20 protein-coding genes are annotated in these 17,577 nt (G+C 49.9%); 18 read left to right on the forward strand and 2 right to left on the reverse strand.

The window, feature by feature from the left end; all coding sequences use genetic code 11:
• On the forward strand, window positions 1–1,224 hold the full coding sequence (gene flgL, locus OCL06_RS10215) for a flagellar hook-associated protein FlgL (protein ID WP_262994171.1): 1,224 nt from the start codon (window positions 1–3) through the stop codon (window positions 1,222–1,224).
• Here flgL and OCL06_RS10220 read toward each other — a convergent pair.
• Window positions 1,198–2,178, reverse strand: a complete 981-nt coding sequence (locus OCL06_RS10220) for a hypothetical protein (protein ID WP_262994173.1) — start codon at window positions 2,176–2,178, stop codon at window positions 1,198–1,200. The two genes, flgL and OCL06_RS10220, sit on opposite strands and share 27 nt — an antisense overlap.
• Window positions 2,179–2,404: 226 nt before the next feature.
• On the opposite strand from OCL06_RS10220, the gene OCL06_RS10225 reads away from it, so the two are divergent.
• The 3 genes from OCL06_RS10225 to OCL06_RS10235 all read left to right on the forward strand — a co-directional run bounded on the left by OCL06_RS10225 (window position 2,405) and on the right by OCL06_RS10235 (window position 5,760).
• On the forward strand, window positions 2,405–3,235 hold the full coding sequence (locus OCL06_RS10225; RefSeq protein WP_262994175.1) for a flagellin N-terminal helical domain-containing protein: 831 nt from the start codon (window positions 2,405–2,407) through the stop codon (window positions 3,233–3,235).
• Window positions 3,236–3,627: 392 nt separating this feature from the next.
• On the forward strand, window positions 3,628–4,458 hold the full coding sequence (locus OCL06_RS10230; protein ID WP_262994177.1) for a flagellin N-terminal helical domain-containing protein: 831 nt from the start codon (window positions 3,628–3,630) through the stop codon (window positions 4,456–4,458).
• A 468-nt stretch (window positions 4,459–4,926) separates the two neighbouring features.
• Window positions 4,927–5,760 carry a flagellin domain-containing protein gene (locus OCL06_RS10235; RefSeq protein WP_262994179.1) on the forward strand — a complete coding sequence of 278 codons (834 nt, stop codon included), beginning with the start codon at window positions 4,927–4,929 and terminating at the stop codon, window positions 5,758–5,760.
• Window positions 5,761–5,991: 231 nt separating this feature from the next.
• Here OCL06_RS10235 and OCL06_RS10240 read toward each other — a convergent pair whose 3' ends face one another.
• Complete coding sequence (locus OCL06_RS10240; RefSeq protein WP_262994181.1) at window positions 5,992–6,117, reverse strand: hypothetical protein; 126 nt, start codon at window positions 6,115–6,117, stop codon at window positions 5,992–5,994.
• Window positions 6,118–6,454: 337 nt separating this feature from the next.
• On the opposite strand from OCL06_RS10240, the gene OCL06_RS10245 reads away from it, so the two are divergent.
• The 14 genes from OCL06_RS10245 (at window position 6,455) to OCL06_RS10310 (ending at window position 17,551) form a co-directional block, all read left to right on the forward strand.
• Window positions 6,455–7,285 (forward strand): flagellin N-terminal helical domain-containing protein, encoded by an 831-nt coding sequence (locus OCL06_RS10245; protein ID WP_262994183.1) that lies wholly within the window; start codon window positions 6,455–6,457, stop codon window positions 7,283–7,285.
• A gap of 62 nt (window positions 7,286–7,347) precedes the next feature.
• Window positions 7,348–7,812, forward strand: a complete 465-nt coding sequence (locus OCL06_RS10250; RefSeq protein ID WP_262994185.1) for a flagellar protein FlaG — start codon at window positions 7,348–7,350, stop codon at window positions 7,810–7,812.
• A gap of 12 nt (window positions 7,813–7,824) precedes the next feature.
• Window positions 7,825–9,258 carry a flagellar filament capping protein FliD gene (gene fliD / locus OCL06_RS10255; protein ID WP_262994188.1) on the forward strand — a complete coding sequence of 478 codons (1,434 nt, stop codon included), beginning with the start codon at window positions 7,825–7,827 and terminating at the stop codon, window positions 9,256–9,258.
• A 19-nt stretch (window positions 9,259–9,277) separates the two neighbouring features.
• Window positions 9,278–9,706: a flagellar export chaperone FliS gene (gene fliS, locus OCL06_RS10260; protein ID WP_262994190.1), complete on the forward strand. Its 429-nt coding sequence runs from the start codon at window positions 9,278–9,280 to the stop codon at window positions 9,704–9,706.
• Window positions 9,703–10,014, forward strand: a complete 312-nt coding sequence (locus tag OCL06_RS10265) for a hypothetical protein (RefSeq protein WP_262994192.1) — start codon at window positions 9,703–9,705, stop codon at window positions 10,012–10,014. The genes fliS and OCL06_RS10265 overlap by 4 nt, the downstream gene beginning before the upstream one ends.
• Before the next feature lie 123 nt (window positions 10,015–10,137).
• Complete coding sequence (pseB, locus tag OCL06_RS10270; protein WP_262994195.1) at window positions 10,138–11,142, forward strand: UDP-N-acetylglucosamine 4,6-dehydratase (inverting); 1,005 nt, start codon at window positions 10,138–10,140, stop codon at window positions 11,140–11,142.
• Complete coding sequence (pseC, locus tag OCL06_RS10275; protein ID WP_262994198.1) at window positions 11,139–12,284, forward strand: UDP-4-amino-4,6-dideoxy-N-acetyl-beta-L-altrosamine transaminase; 1,146 nt, start codon at window positions 11,139–11,141, stop codon at window positions 12,282–12,284. The genes pseB and pseC overlap by 4 nt, the downstream gene beginning before the upstream one ends.
• Window positions 12,281–12,985: a pseudaminic acid cytidylyltransferase gene (gene pseF / locus OCL06_RS10280; RefSeq protein WP_262994200.1), complete on the forward strand. Its 705-nt coding sequence runs from the start codon at window positions 12,281–12,283 to the stop codon at window positions 12,983–12,985. Before pseC ends, pseF begins: the two co-directional genes overlap by 4 nt.
• A complete protein-coding gene (locus tag OCL06_RS10285) occupies window positions 12,975–13,916 on the forward strand; it encodes a glycosyltransferase family 9 protein (protein ID WP_262994202.1) in 942 nt (313 codons plus the stop codon). The genes pseF and OCL06_RS10285 overlap by 11 nt, the downstream gene beginning before the upstream one ends.
• Window positions 13,913–14,971, forward strand: coding sequence for a pseudaminic acid synthase (gene pseI / locus OCL06_RS10290; RefSeq protein ID WP_262994204.1), 1,059 nt, complete (start codon window positions 13,913–13,915; stop codon window positions 14,969–14,971). The genes OCL06_RS10285 and pseI overlap by 4 nt, the downstream gene beginning before the upstream one ends.
• Window positions 14,950–15,981, forward strand: coding sequence for a UDP-2,4-diacetamido-2,4,6-trideoxy-beta-L-altropyranose hydrolase (gene pseG, locus OCL06_RS10295; RefSeq protein ID WP_262994206.1), 1,032 nt, complete (start codon window positions 14,950–14,952; stop codon window positions 15,979–15,981). The genes pseI and pseG overlap by 22 nt, the downstream gene beginning before the upstream one ends.
• Complete coding sequence (locus tag OCL06_RS10300; protein WP_262994208.1) at window positions 15,968–16,564, forward strand: GNAT family N-acetyltransferase; 597 nt, start codon at window positions 15,968–15,970, stop codon at window positions 16,562–16,564. The genes pseG and OCL06_RS10300 overlap by 14 nt, the downstream gene beginning before the upstream one ends.
• A complete protein-coding gene (locus tag OCL06_RS10305) occupies window positions 16,561–16,806 on the forward strand; it encodes an acyl carrier protein (RefSeq protein ID WP_262994211.1) in 246 nt (81 codons plus the stop codon). The genes OCL06_RS10300 and OCL06_RS10305 overlap by 4 nt, the downstream gene beginning before the upstream one ends.
• A complete protein-coding gene (locus tag OCL06_RS10310; protein WP_262994213.1) occupies window positions 16,784–17,551 on the forward strand; it encodes an SDR family NAD(P)-dependent oxidoreductase in 768 nt (255 codons plus the stop codon). Before OCL06_RS10305 ends, OCL06_RS10310 begins: the two co-directional genes overlap by 23 nt.
• Window positions 17,552–17,577 lie beyond the last annotated feature (26 nt).

Here is a 17,577-nt window from a genome sequence, read left to right on the forward strand (position 1 = left end):
ATGCGGATATCCACGAACCAGATTTATGATCAGAACATCCGTGCGATCATGGATAATCAACGCGGACTTACAGACACCCAGGAATCATTAGCCACCGGTAAGAAACTTAACCGGCCATCGGATGATCCTGTGGGCGCGGCCAAAGTGATCCGGCTTACCGAAGAGCTGGATCAGCTGAATCAGTATCAACGTAACATAGATCTGGTCACCGGCTCCCTTGAACAGCAAGAGGCGGTGCTCAGTAATATTAACGATGCAGCGAACCGCGCCCGGACCTTAGCAATCCAGGCGGGGTCAGGCATATTGTCAGACTCTGACCGTCGCGCCATCGGGGCGGAAATGGAGCAGCTGCGTGACGAGGTGTTCGATCTGATGAACTCTCAGGACGCCGACGGCAACTATATTTTTGCCGGGCATCAGTCGCAAAATCAGGCTTTCACGCTGAATCCTGCAGCCACCACTAACCCGGTGACGTTTGCCGGCGATGCCGGTGAAAACTCGGTGCAGTTATCAGACAGTACTCAAGTGCAAAGCACCACCAGTGGCCAGGAAGTTTTTCAAAACGTTCTTGCCCGCCGTGACTTTGCGATTAGCGGCACACCCACAGCCAGTGTCCAGGAGTCTCTGATAACGGAGCAGGGCACGTTCGATACCTTTCATAAAAACAGTTACGATCCGGTCACAGCGGCTAATAATAATTTCCGCCTCACCTTGCAGGCCGGTAATCAGGCGCAACTGACTAATATAAATTCCGGTGCAGTAGTTGATACCGTCAGCTATGCCTCTGGCGAGCCATTCACAGTAAAAGGAATGCAATTTACCTTGTCCGGCTCGGTTGGCGACACCGTGGACATCACACTGGATCCCCCCGCTAAGAAAAATCTCGCCAATACGATTGACGATCTTTATCGTGTTCTCAGTAACAGTACCAGTGGCGTGGATTTACGCGAGGCGATCAGCGATGCCGTAGTAGGCATTGACAATGCCCAGGAAAAAATTGCATTAGAGCGCTCATCTATTGGTGGCCGGCTGAATGTAGCGGAATCAATTTATGAGACTAACCTGGATCTGGAAATTGCGGCCAAAGAAACCCGCTCGTCTATAGAAGATGTGGATTACGCAGAAGCGTCGGCGGAGTTTGCCAAACAGGAAACGGCACTTAATGCCGCCCTGGCGACGTTTCCGCGTATCTCCAATTTAAGTCTGTTCGACTACATCTCGTAACCGGTTAGCGCCCGTCACCCTCGCCAGATAGACCCGAACCTGATTATCCAGGTGCTGCGAGTAGTAGGATATATATATGTCGTCACCACTAATATGTAACCCCGGATAGCTGTTGTCGCCGTCGCTGGGCAGCGTCAGGCACTTTTGCATTGCGCCAGTCGGCAAGTGTAACGTCCACACGCTGGTAACCAGCGCCTTGCCGGTGTACTCCCGTCCTGCGACCAACATGGTATCCTCGGTGAGGGGGTGCCAGGCGGGACCCCCAATATACTGACCTAAATCCTGCCATTGCCAACGCCTGTATGGTGTCGCACTCATACCCAGTTGCGCTGTAAATGTATCTGCATCCCGACGAACGAGCGCCCACAGGTTTCCTTTACTATCGGTATGAAGATCACTCTCATTTGGGTACCCAAGCTGATGCTTCTGCAGCGAGAGGGTATGCGGGTTAACACAAAACATGCGCTTACCAGGGTGACCACGATATAAATCAACCCTGTCCTGGGCTCGGTTATAAGCCAGCCCCACCGCCTCATCCCCCTGCCAGTGAATACGCCATAACCACCATCCCGGCAACCCGAGAGTATGGGGACTAGACCAACTGCTGCCATCCTCCGAAAACCAGCTGACCATTTTCCTGCCTAACGTCTGGTTATCCTGATCTGCATGGCGAGCCTGTGCAATCAGCCATAGCTTTCCGCTGGCATCGCGACTCAGCTTCGGGTCTCGCAAGTCATGATCGGCAAGGGCGATACGCTGTCGGCTGTGAACATTCCCTGCCAGTGTCATTTTGCTTACTTCAATCACACCATCCCGGCTGACGTGATTGGTGGCCTGACGATAGCAGCACAGCAGGTGCTCACCACCGACAGGTAATAAATCGGTAAATGCGCTGTGCTCAGCGCGTGAGGAAATGCGCGCTATCTGATCAATTTTTAATACATTTTCAATCATAAAATGACCTTGAAAAACCGAGGCTTAGCTCATTATAGGCGGCAATTCTCTGCCGCTCTACGGCAATTTCTGTAAATTTTATTAAAGGGAAATTTACTTACGTCGATAACATTCTTGAGAGAGCCAGTTCATCAATTACCCCTCAGGTTTTGATGAGTACTATATATGTAATCGCCGGAAGCCCCGGCAGCCAGCTCGTGCTGGACTGAGAGTGTAGGAGAGACTTATGTCTATGTTCGTCAATACCAATGTGTCTGCATTGAATGCACAACGTCAATTATTTGATGTTAGCAATTCTTTGAGCACGTCTTTTGAGCGTCTGTCGTCAGGCTTCCGTATCAACAGCGCTGCTGATGATGCTGCAGGTCTGCAAATTTCTGACCGCATGACCTCACAAATCCAGGGTCTGAACCAGGCCGTTCGTAATGCTAATGATGCCATTTCACTGGCGCAAACCGCTGAAGGTGCGCTGGATGAAACCACCACTGGTCTGCAGCGTATCCGTCAGCTGGCTGTACAGTCACAAAACGGTATCAACAGCTCGTCTGACCGTGCCGCTTTGCAAAAAGAAGTGGCTGCACTGAAAACTGAATTAAGCCGTATCGGTAGCCAAACCCAGTTTAATGGCGTGGATGTGCTTAGTGGAAGCTTCTCTGCGGCTTTCCTGGTAGGCGCGAATGCCGGTCAGACAATCAGCATTAACTTGTCCAGTGCGAACGGTGCCAGCTTCGGCGCGTCTGGTCTGGGTGTAGGGTCGGTAGATATTTCTACTGCTAGTGGTGCAAGCTCCGCGTTAACCGCAATCGACTCTGCTATATCATCAATTGGTGGCACACGTGCCGACCTGGGTGCCCTGCAAAACCGCTTCCAATCTACTATCCGTAACCTGAGCAACATCTCTGAAAACGTTTCTGGTGCACGTTCACGTATCCGTGATACTGACTTTGCAACCGAAACGGCAGAACTGACACGTAACCAGATTATCCAGCAGGCAAGTACGACTGTATTGTCTCAGGCTAATCAGCGTCCTCAGGCTGCACTGTCGCTGTTGGGCTAAGCACCTAATTTCGCGCAGGAATGGGCCAGGAGGTAGTGATTCGGGTATCCACCCGTCGCGAGAATACGCTCATACTCTCCTAACGTAGAGCGGTTGGCCGGACAAATGTCCGGCTTTTTTCGTGCGCTAACATACTGAAAATCAAAGCTTATTAAAATTTAGCGAAAAATTGCTAAAGGATTTTTCGTGTCCGAACGATAACTAAATTGTAGGCACTGGGAATAACAATAATAAACCGGGCCTATTGAGTGAGACCGCAGCAAAAATAATAAATTGCGGATCATTCAAAACAGAGTGAAACCGCCGCTAATAATAACAATACGGTTCGCTCAAACCAGACACCAAAAATAATAAAAACACCGTCTGGTAATAAAAATCGTTAGGAGATTATTATGAGCTTGTACGTTAGCACGAATGTTTCGTCGCTGAATGCTCAGCGGCAGTTGTTCACTTCAAATATACAGTTGAGCACCGCTTTTGAGCGTTTATCATCCGGTTTCCGGATTAACAGCGCCAAAGATGACGCAGCCGGTTTGCAAATATCAAACCGCATCACATCACAAATTATGGGTCTGGATCAGGCTGTGCGTAATGCCAACGACGGTATTTCGCTGGCTCAGGTTGCCGAAGGTGCAATGCAGGAAATGACTACCGCATTGCAGCGAATCCGGGTACTGGCCATCCAGGCACAAAACGGTATCAATACCTCAGCCGACCGGGCTGCGCTTCAAAAAGAAGTGTCGGCGCTTAAGCTGGAAATCAGCCGGATAGCAGCAACTTCGCAATTTGCCGGCGGCGATATCTTAACCGGAACGTTTTCCACAGCGTTCCTGGTCGGCGCACAGGCCGGACAGTTTATTAGCTTTAACTTGTCACGCCAGGGCGGCTACGGCTTCTCCGGATTGACCAGTGGTGCCCAGATTTCAGTAGCAACAGCGGGCCTCGCGTCGGCAGCACTGCCACTGATTGATGCGGCTATCGAAACCATTGATGCTAAACGCGCCGATCTGGGGGCTATTCAGAACCGCTTTCAGTCAACAATTCGAAACCTCAGCAATATTTCTGAGAATGCCTCGGCAGCACGGTCACGGATTAGAGACACTGATTTTGCTACTGAAACAGCTGAGCTTACCCGCTGGCAAATCATCCAGCAGGCCAGCACTACGGTACTGGGCCAGGCGAATCAACGGCCACAAGCTGCACTGCAGCTGTTACAGGGGTAAGGGTGAAGAGCCCGTCGCTTGCAAAGATGCGGAAGCAGACTGCAGCCAGATAAATGAGTAACGATTAAGTAGATAGTAAAACGGTCGAATTGCAAGATGTGGGGACAGACTGCAACCGACCGACGAGTAGAGAATTTCGCAAGACAACGTGTAAAAGCACGCTGAGCGGCAACATGGTATTACTTTACTTCGCCGTGTTGAATGCTAAAGCTGCTGACTGGCAGGAATGAAGCCAGGAGGTAGTGAGAGGTATGAGGCCTGAACAACAGACCTGCCTGTCAGCAAAGTATGGGAGTGACCCATACTCGTTTAGCATTGCTTTACCAGGTACTACGCCCTGCAAAGCGTCAGTTTTTTATCACTGACAGTATAAGCTAAGCATAGGCTGTGCCAACACGTTGAAAGTTTATTAAAAACCACGCGCAAATAATAAAAAAAATAGCGCTTTTCAACTGTTAGGAGAGACCTATGAGTCTGTACGTAAATACCAATGTTTCATCACTGAATGCACAACGCCAACTGTTCACTACCAACGATAACCTGAGCACTGCCTTTGAGCGCTTATCGTCTGGTTTCCGTATTAACAGTGCAGCTGACGATGCTGCGGGCCTGCAAATCTCGGATCGCATGACCTCACAAATCCAGGGTTTGAACATGGCTGTGCGTAACGCCAACGACGGCATTTCACTGGCGCAAACGGCTGAAGGTGCTATGCAGGAAATCACCACTGCGCTGCAACGTATCCGGGTGCTGGCGGTACAATCCCAGAACGGTATCAACTCATCCTCTGACCGCGCTGCACTGCAAAAAGAAGTGGCGGCCCTGAAAAATGAGATTAGCCGTATTTCTACAGACACCCAGTTTGGTGGCGTGAATCTGCTGGACGGCACTTATTCTGCTACTTTCCTGGTAGGCTCGAACGCGGGGCAGACTATTAGTGTGAATATTTCACGCAGCGGTGGGTTCGGATTTTCCGGCCTTACGAATGGCGGCAGTGATCTGACTATCGCCACTGCGGGTGGCGCATCGGCAGCATTAACGACTATTGATGCGGCTATCTCTACCATTGATGCTAAGCGGGCTGACCTGGGTGCGATTCAAAACCGTTTCCAGTCGACCATTCGGAACCTGAGTAACATCTCAGAAAACGTATCAGCGGCAAGATCGCGCATCCGGGATACAGATTTTGCCACCGAGACGGCAGAACTGACCCGTAACCAGATTCTTCAACAGGCAAGCACAACGGTACTGTCGCAGGCGAACCAGCGTCCACAGGCAGCATTATCATTGCTTGGAGGTTAAATAAGACAGGCGTAGGTTTGGGAAGGAGTTGAGAGGCCATCCCCCGAAAGCCGCGGCCATGAGGCCGCGGCACCAAGAAAACGCCGACTAACAGAACTGAGAGTGTAGAAGTGTTGGTTGAGAGGCCAGTTTGTTCTACTATATATCCTGCCAGCCGACTGAAACTGAATTTTGCTCAATCTCCTAACGTGAGCAGATTGGCCGGGACATTTGTCTCGGCCTTTTTTCTTTTTATCGCCGAAACATCTCGTCAAACTGCTGACAAACATAAAGCATGTACCATGCCAGCTTTTTAAAGTCGCTGAGCGCCTCCGCCTCATAGCGCATTTCTTTCCATACCCAATTATTAGCGAACATACCTCGCCGCCTTAAGCCCCAATAACCTCCTTATAGGTGGCAATTCCTTGCCAGCTAGCCTCTTTGGGCAGATTTAAAACGCCTTCGATCAAAAAATGCAAATAAATACCTTATATATATCATGGGGTTACTAAAAGATTTAAAAGTTTTTATAAAAAAAGCTAAAGAACCTCAAGCTTGCGCCGATACCTTTAGTTGAGGGGTAATTTATTTACTTTTTGTGAAGCAAGGTTTGTTTCGCTTATGAGGGGGCCGAATGGGAGTAGTGACCCGGTTGGCCTGAACAGGAAGGGTTTGATGCTGGCAATGGCACATCGAATCCCCAGGAGGTATATCAATGTCTTTATACGTAAACACCAATGTGTCAGCGCTTAACGCGCAACGTCAATTGTTTGACGTGAACGAGAGATTAGGCACGTCATTCGAAAGACTGTCGTCAGGGTTTCGAATTAACAGTGCATCAGACGATGCCGCTGGCTTGCAGATTTCAGATAAACTGACATCTCAAATCCAAGGCCTGAATCAGGCTGTGCGTAACGCCAATGATGCCATTTCATTAACACAAACTGCCGAGGGTGCACTGTCAGAAGTGACCACCAGTTTACAGCGTATTCGTCAGTTGTCCGTTCAGTCTCAGAATGGGATCAACAGCTCTGCAGACCGTGCTGCGCTGCAAAAAGAAGTAGCTGCACTGAAAACAGAGATGTCACGGGTTGCCAGTGACACCCAGTTCGGTAACGTGAACATTCTGACTGGTGGATTCTCTGCTTCGTTCCTGGTTGGGGCAAATGCCGGTCAGACTATCAGCGTTAACCTGTCTTCATCAAACGGTGCCAGCTTCGGTGCATCAGGTCTGGGTGTTGGGTCAGTGGACATTTCTACCGCTTCCGGCGCGTCCTCTGCGTTGACCTCAATTGATGCTGCAATTTCATCAATTGGTGGTACACGTGCCGATCTGGGTGCGTTACAAAACCGCTTCCAGTCTACTATCAGAAATCTGAGCAATGTAGCTGAAAACCTGTCAGGAGCGCGTTCGCGGATCCGTGATACAGACTTTGCTGCGGAAACCGCCGAGCTGACACGTAATCAGATTGTTCAACAGGCATCTGTATCGGTATTAAGTCAGGCCAATCAGCGTCCGCAAACAGCACTATCATTGCTGGGATAAGCTAAACTGGTACATAACCTTACTTAGACAGGAACGGGTGTCTGTGTTGAGCAGGACCCGTTTTGTTGTTTAAAGAGAAGGGGGTTGAAGTGGAAATTGCAAATAATCAGATTGGCCAGAATTTTGCTGGTGAAATGGCGCGTAGTGCTGAACGTGCTGCGGTAAAACCTGCTGACCGCAAGGCTGAAACGCCAGAACAATCCGTCGCACAGAATGAGATTATTCGTGCGAATGATGTTCAAGTTGATCAGCAAAGTGCCGATAACCAGAATAGTGAGAAGCAAGATCAGAATATTGACCTTGCTGTTGAAGAGGTGCAGAGCTTTCTGCAAGCACAGAACCGCAATCTGTCCTTTTCCGTAGATGAAGGCTCGGAACGCGCCGTAGTAACAGTAAAAGACTCTGAATCCGGGGATGTGATACGCCAAATCCCGTCAGATGAAGTGCTGCGGTTAGCGGAACGAATCAAAGATCTTCAGGAAGATGTCGGAAGTAGCGTGGGAGTGCTGATTAACAGAGAAGTGTAACGAGGTAAAAACATGACTATTCAATCGTTAGGTGTTGGCTCAGGACTTGCGCTTGACGATCTTGTCTCGCAATTGCTGGAAGCAGAACGGAAGCCGAAACAAGACCGTTTAGACAAACGGGAAGAGAAGATAGAGGCGGAAATTTCGGGCCTCGGCAAAATAAAGTCTAAATTATCTGACTTTAAAGATACCGTAGACGAGCTTCGCCGCGACAGCGATATTAATGGTCGTGAACCTACTATTACCAATCCCTCTGAAGACAATGACGTGTTCAGCGCAGAAGCATCCAGCTCTGCGCTGCGCGGCAGTTATAAGGTTGCTGTCACGCAACTGGCCGAAGGCAGCCGCATCGAAACCGAGGACAGTGCGTTTACCGCGTCCAGTGATGCGGTTCTTACCTCGGGCTCCGGCTCGTTATCCTTTTCGGTTGGCGCAAGTAACAATTTTACGATTAACGTCAGTGCCGGCATGACGCTGGCGCAGTTGCGTGAAGCCATTAATGACAGTGCAGATAATTTCGGCGTAAATGCGAACATCATCGACACCGGGACGGCCGCTGGTCCTAAACTGGTGTTCACGTCTGATATCACTGGCGCCGGTAATGACCTGGTTATAAATAATGATGGTGGCAATGCCGAACTGGATCGTGTCTCGACAACGGGCGGGACAGCGAATATCAATCCGGCTAACATCGATCCGGCAAAAAATGCCAAAGCGACTATCGATGGTATTCTGGTAGAAAGTGAGAGTAATAAGTTCGAAAATACCATTCAGAATGTGACTTTCGAAGCCAAAGAATTGTCACCAGAGGACGCCGCCGGCAATCCCATCACATCAAAACTGGAAATTGGCTTCGACCGTGAAGGGCTGGAAAAGAAAGTTCGGGATTTTGTAGAAAACTACAATAAATTACAGACAGAAATCCAGAATCTGACTAAGTACGGTGAGTCAGAGTTAGAAGAAGACGGTGCGCTGGCCGGTGACTCGCTGTTACGGGGGATTCAGGGAGGACTAGCCTCGATTGTGGGTGGCAGTGTCTCATCATCGTCTCTGGGGGGATTATTCCAGCTGGGTATTGAGATTGATTCCGATGGCAAACTGGAAATAGGTGATACTGACTTTGGACTGGGCTCGGGTGAAGACCGCTTAAAAGATGCGCTGGAAGATAACTTTGATGAAATTGCCAAGTTATTTACCGACGAGCAGGAGGGTATCGCTACCCGAATGTACGAATTTGCCGACCAGTATACGTCCTACAGTGGTTTGATAAGTCTGCGTGAGCGTTCGGCGAAAGATGATCGGGATCAGCTGGGCGAAGACCGCGAAAAACTGGAATTACGCATGCTCAACTACGAGCAGATTTTACGAGACAAATATTTAAATCTTGACCAGACCGTCGCGCAACTGAACCAGACGGGTTCAGCACTATTGGCCGCGTTAGGGTAACGGGTAGCTAGGAGTATTTATGGCACTTACAGGAATCAACGCTTACCGCAAGGGTAATACAAAACAAGATGTGGCGTCAGCCGATCCTCATCGTCTTACTCTGATGCTCATGCAAGGCGCGCTAGACCGCACAGCCTATGCTAAGGGCGCCATGGAGCGCAAGGAGTACGCCGCCAAAGGGGAGTATATTTCCAAGGCGTCAGCAATTATTATTCATTTGCGGGACACGTTGGATTTGGATGTAGGAGGCGAGACGGCTCAGAATATGTACGCGCTGTATGACTACATGGTTGAGCGGTTAAACGATGCGCATGTAAAGAATGACTTGAAGATGCTGGATGAAGTCACTAGCCTGTTAACACCCATTCGTGACGCTTGGGTTCAGATCCCTGAAAGCGCTAAACAAGAAGCGTTTGAAGCCCAGCGTCAAAAACGACAAGCTGTGTGAACGCGAACGACCTAAACCATTCTTATACCCCGGCTGCGCTTAGAGAAATTAACGAAAGCCTCTCTGCGCAGCTAGAGGACCCCTCTGCTTCTGATGTAAAACGGATCAACGCCCTGTTGAAAATCCGTGATGAATTTATCGCTGGTCACCTGGAAGTTTTAGACGCTGAGAAAAAACAAGCATTTGCCAATGCAGAGCTAAGTGTCAATAATAGGCTCAAAGAGGTGGCGCAGACCTTGCTACAATCAGCAAAAGATGATGTATCTCAGTTCGTTCGCAGCAGAGCAGCTGCAAAAAAATACGAGTGAGAGTGTGCCCTCTCAAAGCTAACTCACAACTGAGTATGGCTTCATCTTTAAATTAATACGGTTGCGGTTTGAAATCACGAAAAGAATCGTCGCCTGAATAACAATAACAACCGAGTGCTCGCTATGACAGACTTCAATGACAAATCGATATTAATCACCGGGGGTACTGGCTCCTTTGGGCACAAGTTCGTCGATTTTCTTTTAAAGTCTGCCAGTCCCAGAAAAGTCATCATTTATTCCCGCGATGAACTTAAGCAGTTCGAAATGCAGCAAAAGTTTACCGACCCTTGCATGCGCTATTTTATCGGAGACGTCAGAGATAATGAGCGGTTGAAAACTGCCATGAAAGACGTTGATTATGTGGTACATGCTGCAGCGTTAAAGCAGGTTCCGGCGGCAGAATACAATCCTAATGAATGTATTAAAACCAATATAAACGGGGCGCAAAACGTCATTGACGCGGCTATTGCAACCAACGTGTCGCGTGTGATTGCATTGTCTACAGATAAAGCTGCCAACCCGGTAAACCTTTACGGTGCCACTAAACTGGCCTCAGATAAATTATTCGTCGCAGCTAACAACATATCGGGTGCGAAGGGGCCACGCTTTTCGGTAGTACGTTATGGCAACGTGGTAGGCTCCCGGGGGTCGGTGGTGCCATTCTATCGTCAACTTATTGCAGAAGGACGTGACCGTCTTCCTGTGACTCATCCCGAGATGACACGCTTCTGGATTACCCTTGATGAGGGCGTTGAGTTTGTTGTAAAAAGCTTCTCACGTATGCAGGGGGGGGAAATTTTTGTTCCTAAAATCCCTTCTATTCGCATCGTCGATCTTGCGGAGGCGATGAGCGGCTCGGGAGATTTCGAAGTGGTAGGTATCCGGCCAGGAGAAAAGTTGCACGAAATTATGGTGCCCGAAGAAATGGCGCACCATACGGTGGAATTTGAGGATCATTATGTGATTGCACCGGCAATCACTTTTTTCGACAAAAACCTCGACTACACGAAGAATAAACTTGGTGAGTCTGGACGGCCTGCCACCGATAAATTTGAGTATCACTCAGGGACTAATCCCCATTTTCTGACAATAGGTGAATTGCGGGAGCTGGATAAAGTAACGTTATGATTCCCTATGGCAGACACTCTGTAAATCGTGATGATATTGATGCGGTTGTCGATGTTTTAGAAAACGAATTTTTAACCCAGGGTAGTCAGGTTCCGGCATTTGAGCGGGTATTATGTGAGTACACGGGGGCCAGATATGCTATCGCTTGTAACAGCGGTACCTCCGGGTTGCATTTAGCGTGTATGGCAGCGCAGGTTGAACCGGGCGATTTGGTCTGGACCTCACCAAACTCCTTTGCAGCATCTGCAAATTGCGCCCGTTATTGTGGCGCGGATGTGGACTTTGTGGATATTGATCCGGCTACACGTAATCTCTGTCTGCAACAGCTGTCAGACAAACTTTCAGCAGCGCGTGCTGCAGGTCGGTTACCAAAGGTCATCATTGCGGTTCATTTCGCTGGTAGCAGTTGTGACATGAAGGCTATCAAAGAGCTGATAGCGCAAGACAATATTTTCCTTATTGAAGATGCCGCACACGGTTTGGGCGGGCGCGATGCGCAGGGCCGGCCCATCGGGAGTACTGCTCACTCAGACATGACCATCTTAAGCTTTCATCCGGTAAAGTCGATGACCACGGCTGAAGGCGGCGCTGTTCTCACTAATGATTCAGCACTGGCAGACAGGGTCCGCCTGCATGCAAGTCATGGTATAACCCGTGACCCGACGCAGTTCCCTGAAGACGAGCAGGCTCACAGCTGGTTTTACGCTCAGCAGTCACTGGGCTATAACTACCGGCTTAGCGATTTGCACGCAGCGTTGGGAAATAGTCAGATCCACCGTTTAGACGGGTTCATTAAAGCACGGCGAGAACTTGCCGGTAATTATCAACAGCAGTTGCGTGATTTACCCGTTAGACTGCCGGCATTCGACGCTAACAGTGCCTGGCACCTGTATGTGGTCGAATTAACCAAGCATAACCGGGCAAGCGTATTTAATGCGTTGCGTGAACGGGATATTGGCGTAAACGTTCACTATATCCCCATATATAAGCATCCTTATTACCAGCGCCTTGGGTTTCAGTCAAAACACTACCCGAATTGCGAAAAGTATTATCAATCCGCAATAACGTTGCCTCTATTTCCAGAGATGTCTGCCGATATGCAAAACAAGGTAGTGTCTACAATGCATGAGGTACTCGCATGAAGGTAGCGGTCATCCCGGCGCGGGGCGGCAGCAAACGTATTGTTGGAAAGAATATTCGCGACTTCGTGGGTAAACCCCTGATCGGTTATTCAATTGAGGCGGCTTTACGCAGTAATTTATTTGATGATGTGGTGGTGTCCACTGACTCAGCGCAGATCGCCGAAGTGGCATTGCAATATGGCGCAACACGGATCATCCAACGGCCGTCCGAGCTGGCGAACGATCATATTGGTACGTTTCCAGTGGTAAAGCATGCCGTGGGTGAATACGAAGAAACGGTCGGGAAGGCGGACTACGTCTGCTGTGTTTATGCCACGGCGCCGTTTTTATCAGCGGAGAAGCTAACCGAAGGATTACATAAACTCAAAGCCGATCAGCACAAACGCTTTGCGTTTTCTGTTACTACATTTCCTTTTCCTATCCAGCGGGCAATCAAGCTTGACCAGGGTGGCGTCACTCCTGTACAGCCCGATATGATTGGCATGCGCTCACAGGATTTAGAAGAGTGCTTTCACGATGCCGGCCAGTTCTATTGGGGCACCCGTGACGCCTGGATGGGCAATTTCCCTACGTTTGCGCCGCACAGTATTCCTATTATATTACCCCGCTATCTCGTACAGGACATTGATACGCCTGAAGACTGGCGCCGGGCTGAACTGATGTACCGCGCCTACTGCGAGACGGAGTCCCATGAAGGATAAGATTTTAATCATTCGCATGGCCGACCCCGGTGATGTACTGGCCATTGGCCTGCCGGCGCTGCGCTATTTTCAGCATCATTACCCGCAAGCAGATATTACGTTTCTGACTCACGGTAACAGTGCCACCTTTATTGAAATGGGTGCGCCCGGTGTGCCGGTTATCACCCTGCCTCAGGGGGAGTGGTCTGATAATATTGTTGAGGCCATGGAGCAGTTTCTTGGCCTAGCCGAAAAGATTGTTGCCGGAGGATTTACCCGAATCATCAATTTTGACACAGCATTTATGCCCTGCTTTCTGGCTCGCTTTCTGAAAGATGCCGGTGAGCCCATCGAAGGCAACGTATTGTCATATCCTATTGGTGAATTAATTACCGGACTGCAACAACAAACCCTTTCTCAGGAGCAGGTTAATAACCCCGAACACTATATCAGCAGCAGCTGGCTGACTTTCGGACAATGGTTTACCCCCTGGTGGGAGTCGCCTAACCCGCCGGAGCAGGGGTATCCCGGATTCTTTCTGAACCGGTGCTGTAACCTCACCAACCTGCAACTTGACATGCAGCTGCCGGTATCTGAGAAGGATAAAGGCGCCAGGCAGGTCAGTGTCTGTCTGGACAATGTGGCGCCTTCACTGCTGGATACCCAGGCATTTTTAGAGGGGCTGCAACGCAATGATATCCGTTATACCCTGATTGATTCCGGTGCAGAAATTGAGTCCTCACTCAGCCAAATCGCGGCATCGTCGCTGCTGATCACTCAGCCATCTGCCTATCAATGGTACGCCACTGCCACGCAAACACCGGTGTTGCTGGTATGTGGCGACTTTGACCCACGTCTTACCATGCCCGACTTTGCAACCAATCGGGGGCAAACAGTAGATGCAAATACCTTGGTCAACGACGTAATAGATTTATTAAAGGAGCAACCATGACCGGTTCCATCCAGTTGGGCGACGTTGCCATTGGGCAAGATTCACCGCCTTTTATCATCGCTGAATTAAGTGGTAACCACGGACAAGACCTGGCGTTAGCCGAGAGGATGGTGGATGCGGCTGCCGACGCCGGGGCTCATGCAATTAAACTACAAACTTACACTGCAGACTCGATGACGCTTGACGTCCAAAGCAGTGATTTTGTTATCGGCGAGTCTGACAGCCTGTGGGCAGGTGAGCGGTTACACGCGCTATACGAAAAAGCAGCTACGCCCTACGAATGGCACGAAGCACTTTTTGCCCGCGCCAGGCAGCGCGCCATGCTGGCATTCAGCTCCCCGTTTGATGCTGACGCGGTAGATTTTTTAGATGGTCTGGATGTGCCATGTTTTAAGATTGCCTCTTTTGAATTAACGGACCTGCCCCTGATTGCACATGCTGCCAGTAAGGGGAAACCGTTAATTATGTCTACCGGGATGGCGTCGTTAAGGGAGATTGAAGAAGCGGTGGCGTGCGCTAATGCCCATGGCTGTGAGGATATTATTCTGCTGAAATGTACAAGCACATACCCAGCAGAGCCGGATAATACAAACCTGCGCACTATTCCAAACATGCGCGATGCGTTTGGTTGCCAGGTAGGTTTGAGTGATCACTCTGGCGGTATCGGCGTTGCCGTGGCTTCTGTCGCTCTGGGCGCAACAGTAATAGAAAAGCATTTCGTGCTGGACCGCCGGGATGGCGGCGTCGACGCCGAATTCTCGCTGGAACCTGCAGAGCTGGCTTCCTTGGTTACGGAAACACACCGGGCCTGGCAGGGTCTTGGCCAGGTCAGGTATGGCGGTACGCAAGCAGAAGCGGCAGCGAAGCAGTACCGGCGTTCTATTTATGTCAGTCAACCCGTAAAAGCCGGTGACGTGCTGGATGCTTCCAATTTAAAAATTGTTCGCCCGGCCTTCGGAATGGCACCACGGCACTGGAATGAGGTGCTGGGTAAAGTGGCGGCCACCGACATGGCTAAAGGTACGGCGTTGAAATGGGAGCATATTCGCCAGTGACGCGCTTAGTTTTTTGGGTCGAGGCAAGCCAGGAATCGGGGGTTGGCCATCTGTTTCGCTGTATGGCTCTGGCACAAGCCGCAGAAGAACAGGGGCTGGAAAGTGTTTTTGTGCTTACACCTGAAGCAGCAGCGATTGCCCGGGCACAACATGAGTGGAACTTTGCCGTCAAAACTGTAAACGGGTCTGAGTCAGCCGACGCAGTGGCTGCGCTTCTGTCTGACTATATTTCGGCAGTGTTGATTGTCGATGGATATAGCTTGCCGATAAACGAGGTTAATGAGCTCTCCGGGCATGCAGCTGCGATGGTAGTGATGGATGATGGTGAGCAGCGCTTAATTGCCAATGCAGCTGTGATTGTAAACCCAGCCACGCAGGCGCTGGATGAAAATTATCGGCTGGCCGCACCGCATGCAATAGTGTGCAGCGGCGAAGACTATCGGCTGTTACGTCGTGATTTCCAGCATTGGCGGCCACTCCCTATGGACCAGCGAAACGGAATCGTTATTAATTTTGGCGGCAGTGATCCCTCGAGAATGACGGCGCCTTTGGTCGCAGCGTTGGAGTCTGCAGGGGCGACTATGCCAATACGGGTGATCACAGGTGCTGCTAACCCACATGTCGAAGAAGTCCGCGACGTATGTAAGCGCGTGAGCTATCCTGTCCAACATGTGCATGACTGCCAGGATATGCCTGCTGCCTGGGGCCACGCAAAGCTGGCTATAAGTGCAGCGGGAGGAAGCCAGTTTGAGCTTGGGGTGTGCCAGACTCCGGCGCTGCTCATAGCTATCGCTACAAATCAGTTGGCGGCAGCGAATCATGCCCAAAGCCAAGGATGGTGTGAGCTACTCCATGCAGACGTAGAGAAGATCGCGAAAAGGGCTATCGCACTTTATAGTGACCCCGACGGGTTGGAAAAGATGCATGGAAAAGCAACCGGCAGATACACCTCAACCGGTGCCCGTAAGGTATTGGAAAAAATTGCAAGAGCATTAGATGATCGTAGTTGAACCTTATGCCGACAGTGTAAAAATCACTGGCTATCAAATTGAGCTTAAGCCTGTCGGGAAAGAAGACCTGGACTTGTTGCTCACCTGGCGTAATAGCGTCCCGATTAGGCAACGAATGATAAATGATGCTGTAATAAGCCGTGAGGATCACTATGCCTGGTATCAGCGGTTGCAGCGTGATCTTAGCCAGCGCCATTGGCTGGTGAGTTATAAAGGTCGCCCAATCGGGTCGACGAATGTCAGAACACGCAAATCAGGGTTGGCAGTGACGGAGGCCGCTCAACTGGAGCCTGGCCTGTACATAGGCGAAGAACGTTTCCAGGGAAATCTTATTGCGTTTGCCCCGACTCTGGCCTTGTATGACTATTGTTTCGGGGAGCTTAATATTCAAAGTATGGTTGCTGTAATCAAAGCAGAAAATACGGCGGCATTGAAATATAACCTACAGCTTGGGTATCAAACCATCAGACAGCAAGACTGGGTTGAAATGTCCTTGCAAAGCTCTTGTTACCAACGGCACAATGAAAACATTAAAAAATTGCTGTCGCGCCCGCGACGGACGGCATCTAAGGGAACAGAGTGACAAACGAGAAAAAGTTAACCCAGGCATTTGTATCCGCTCTTAGCATTGATGAGGCGCAGGTTGTTGACTCGCTTCAATACAATACCATTAAAGAATGGGATTCGACCGCGCATATGGTGTTAATCGCAGAGCTTGAAGACGCCTTTGACGTGATGTTAGATACAGACGATATCATTGATATGAGCTCTGTCGCGAAAGCAAAGACAATCTTGCAGCGATATGATGTCGAATTCAGTGACTAACAATTTAAACGGTGTCTCTGTACTGATAACCGGTGCCACTGGGGCAATTGGTCAGGCATGTGTTGCTCAGTGTCTGAGTGAGGGAGCAACAGTATTCGCCAATGGCCGGGATGCAGAACGGCTTGGTGAATTAGCTGAGAAAACGGGTACTAAGTGTATTCCGTTATGCTACGACGTGACTGATGAAGAGAACGTCAAACAGGCCTTTATAAAAATAAAAAAAATGCAGTCGCAGTCGGAAATTGGCCCCTTTTATGGTCTGGTGAATAACGCAGGCATTATGGAAGAGCACTCTCTGGTAACGACCAGTATGGATTCCTTGCAAAGGCAGCTGCGCGTTAACTTATTAGCTCCCTTTCAGCACATGCAACTTGCTTGTCGACTGATGGCTCGCCATGGCCGGGGCAGTATTGTAAATATTGTGTCTCAAGTGGGAGAGCAGGGAAGTAGTGGCTTGAGCGCCTATGCCGCCAGTAAGTCGGGGCTGAGTGGCGCTACCCGGGCGATTGCGAAAGAATTCGCTGAAAAAGGAATTCGCGTTAATGGCGTGGCACCCGGTTTGGTTGATACACCGCTCACATCACACTACGAAGACCAATTGCGCGAAGAAATAATTCATCGTACAGCTATGAAGCGCGCAGGCGGCGCTGATGAGGTCGCGCATGCGGTTTTACATTTGTTATCACCGCAAGCGTCTTATACTACGGGTCAAATCTTGGCCGTGGACGGACTGTTTTCGCCATGACTCACTCAGGTGAATTTTGGTGTCGG

It is taken from the genome of Alteromonas salexigens (genome assembly GCF_025628895.1).
Taxonomy (GTDB): domain Bacteria; phylum Pseudomonadota; class Gammaproteobacteria; order Enterobacterales; family Alteromonadaceae; genus Alteromonas; species Alteromonas salexigens.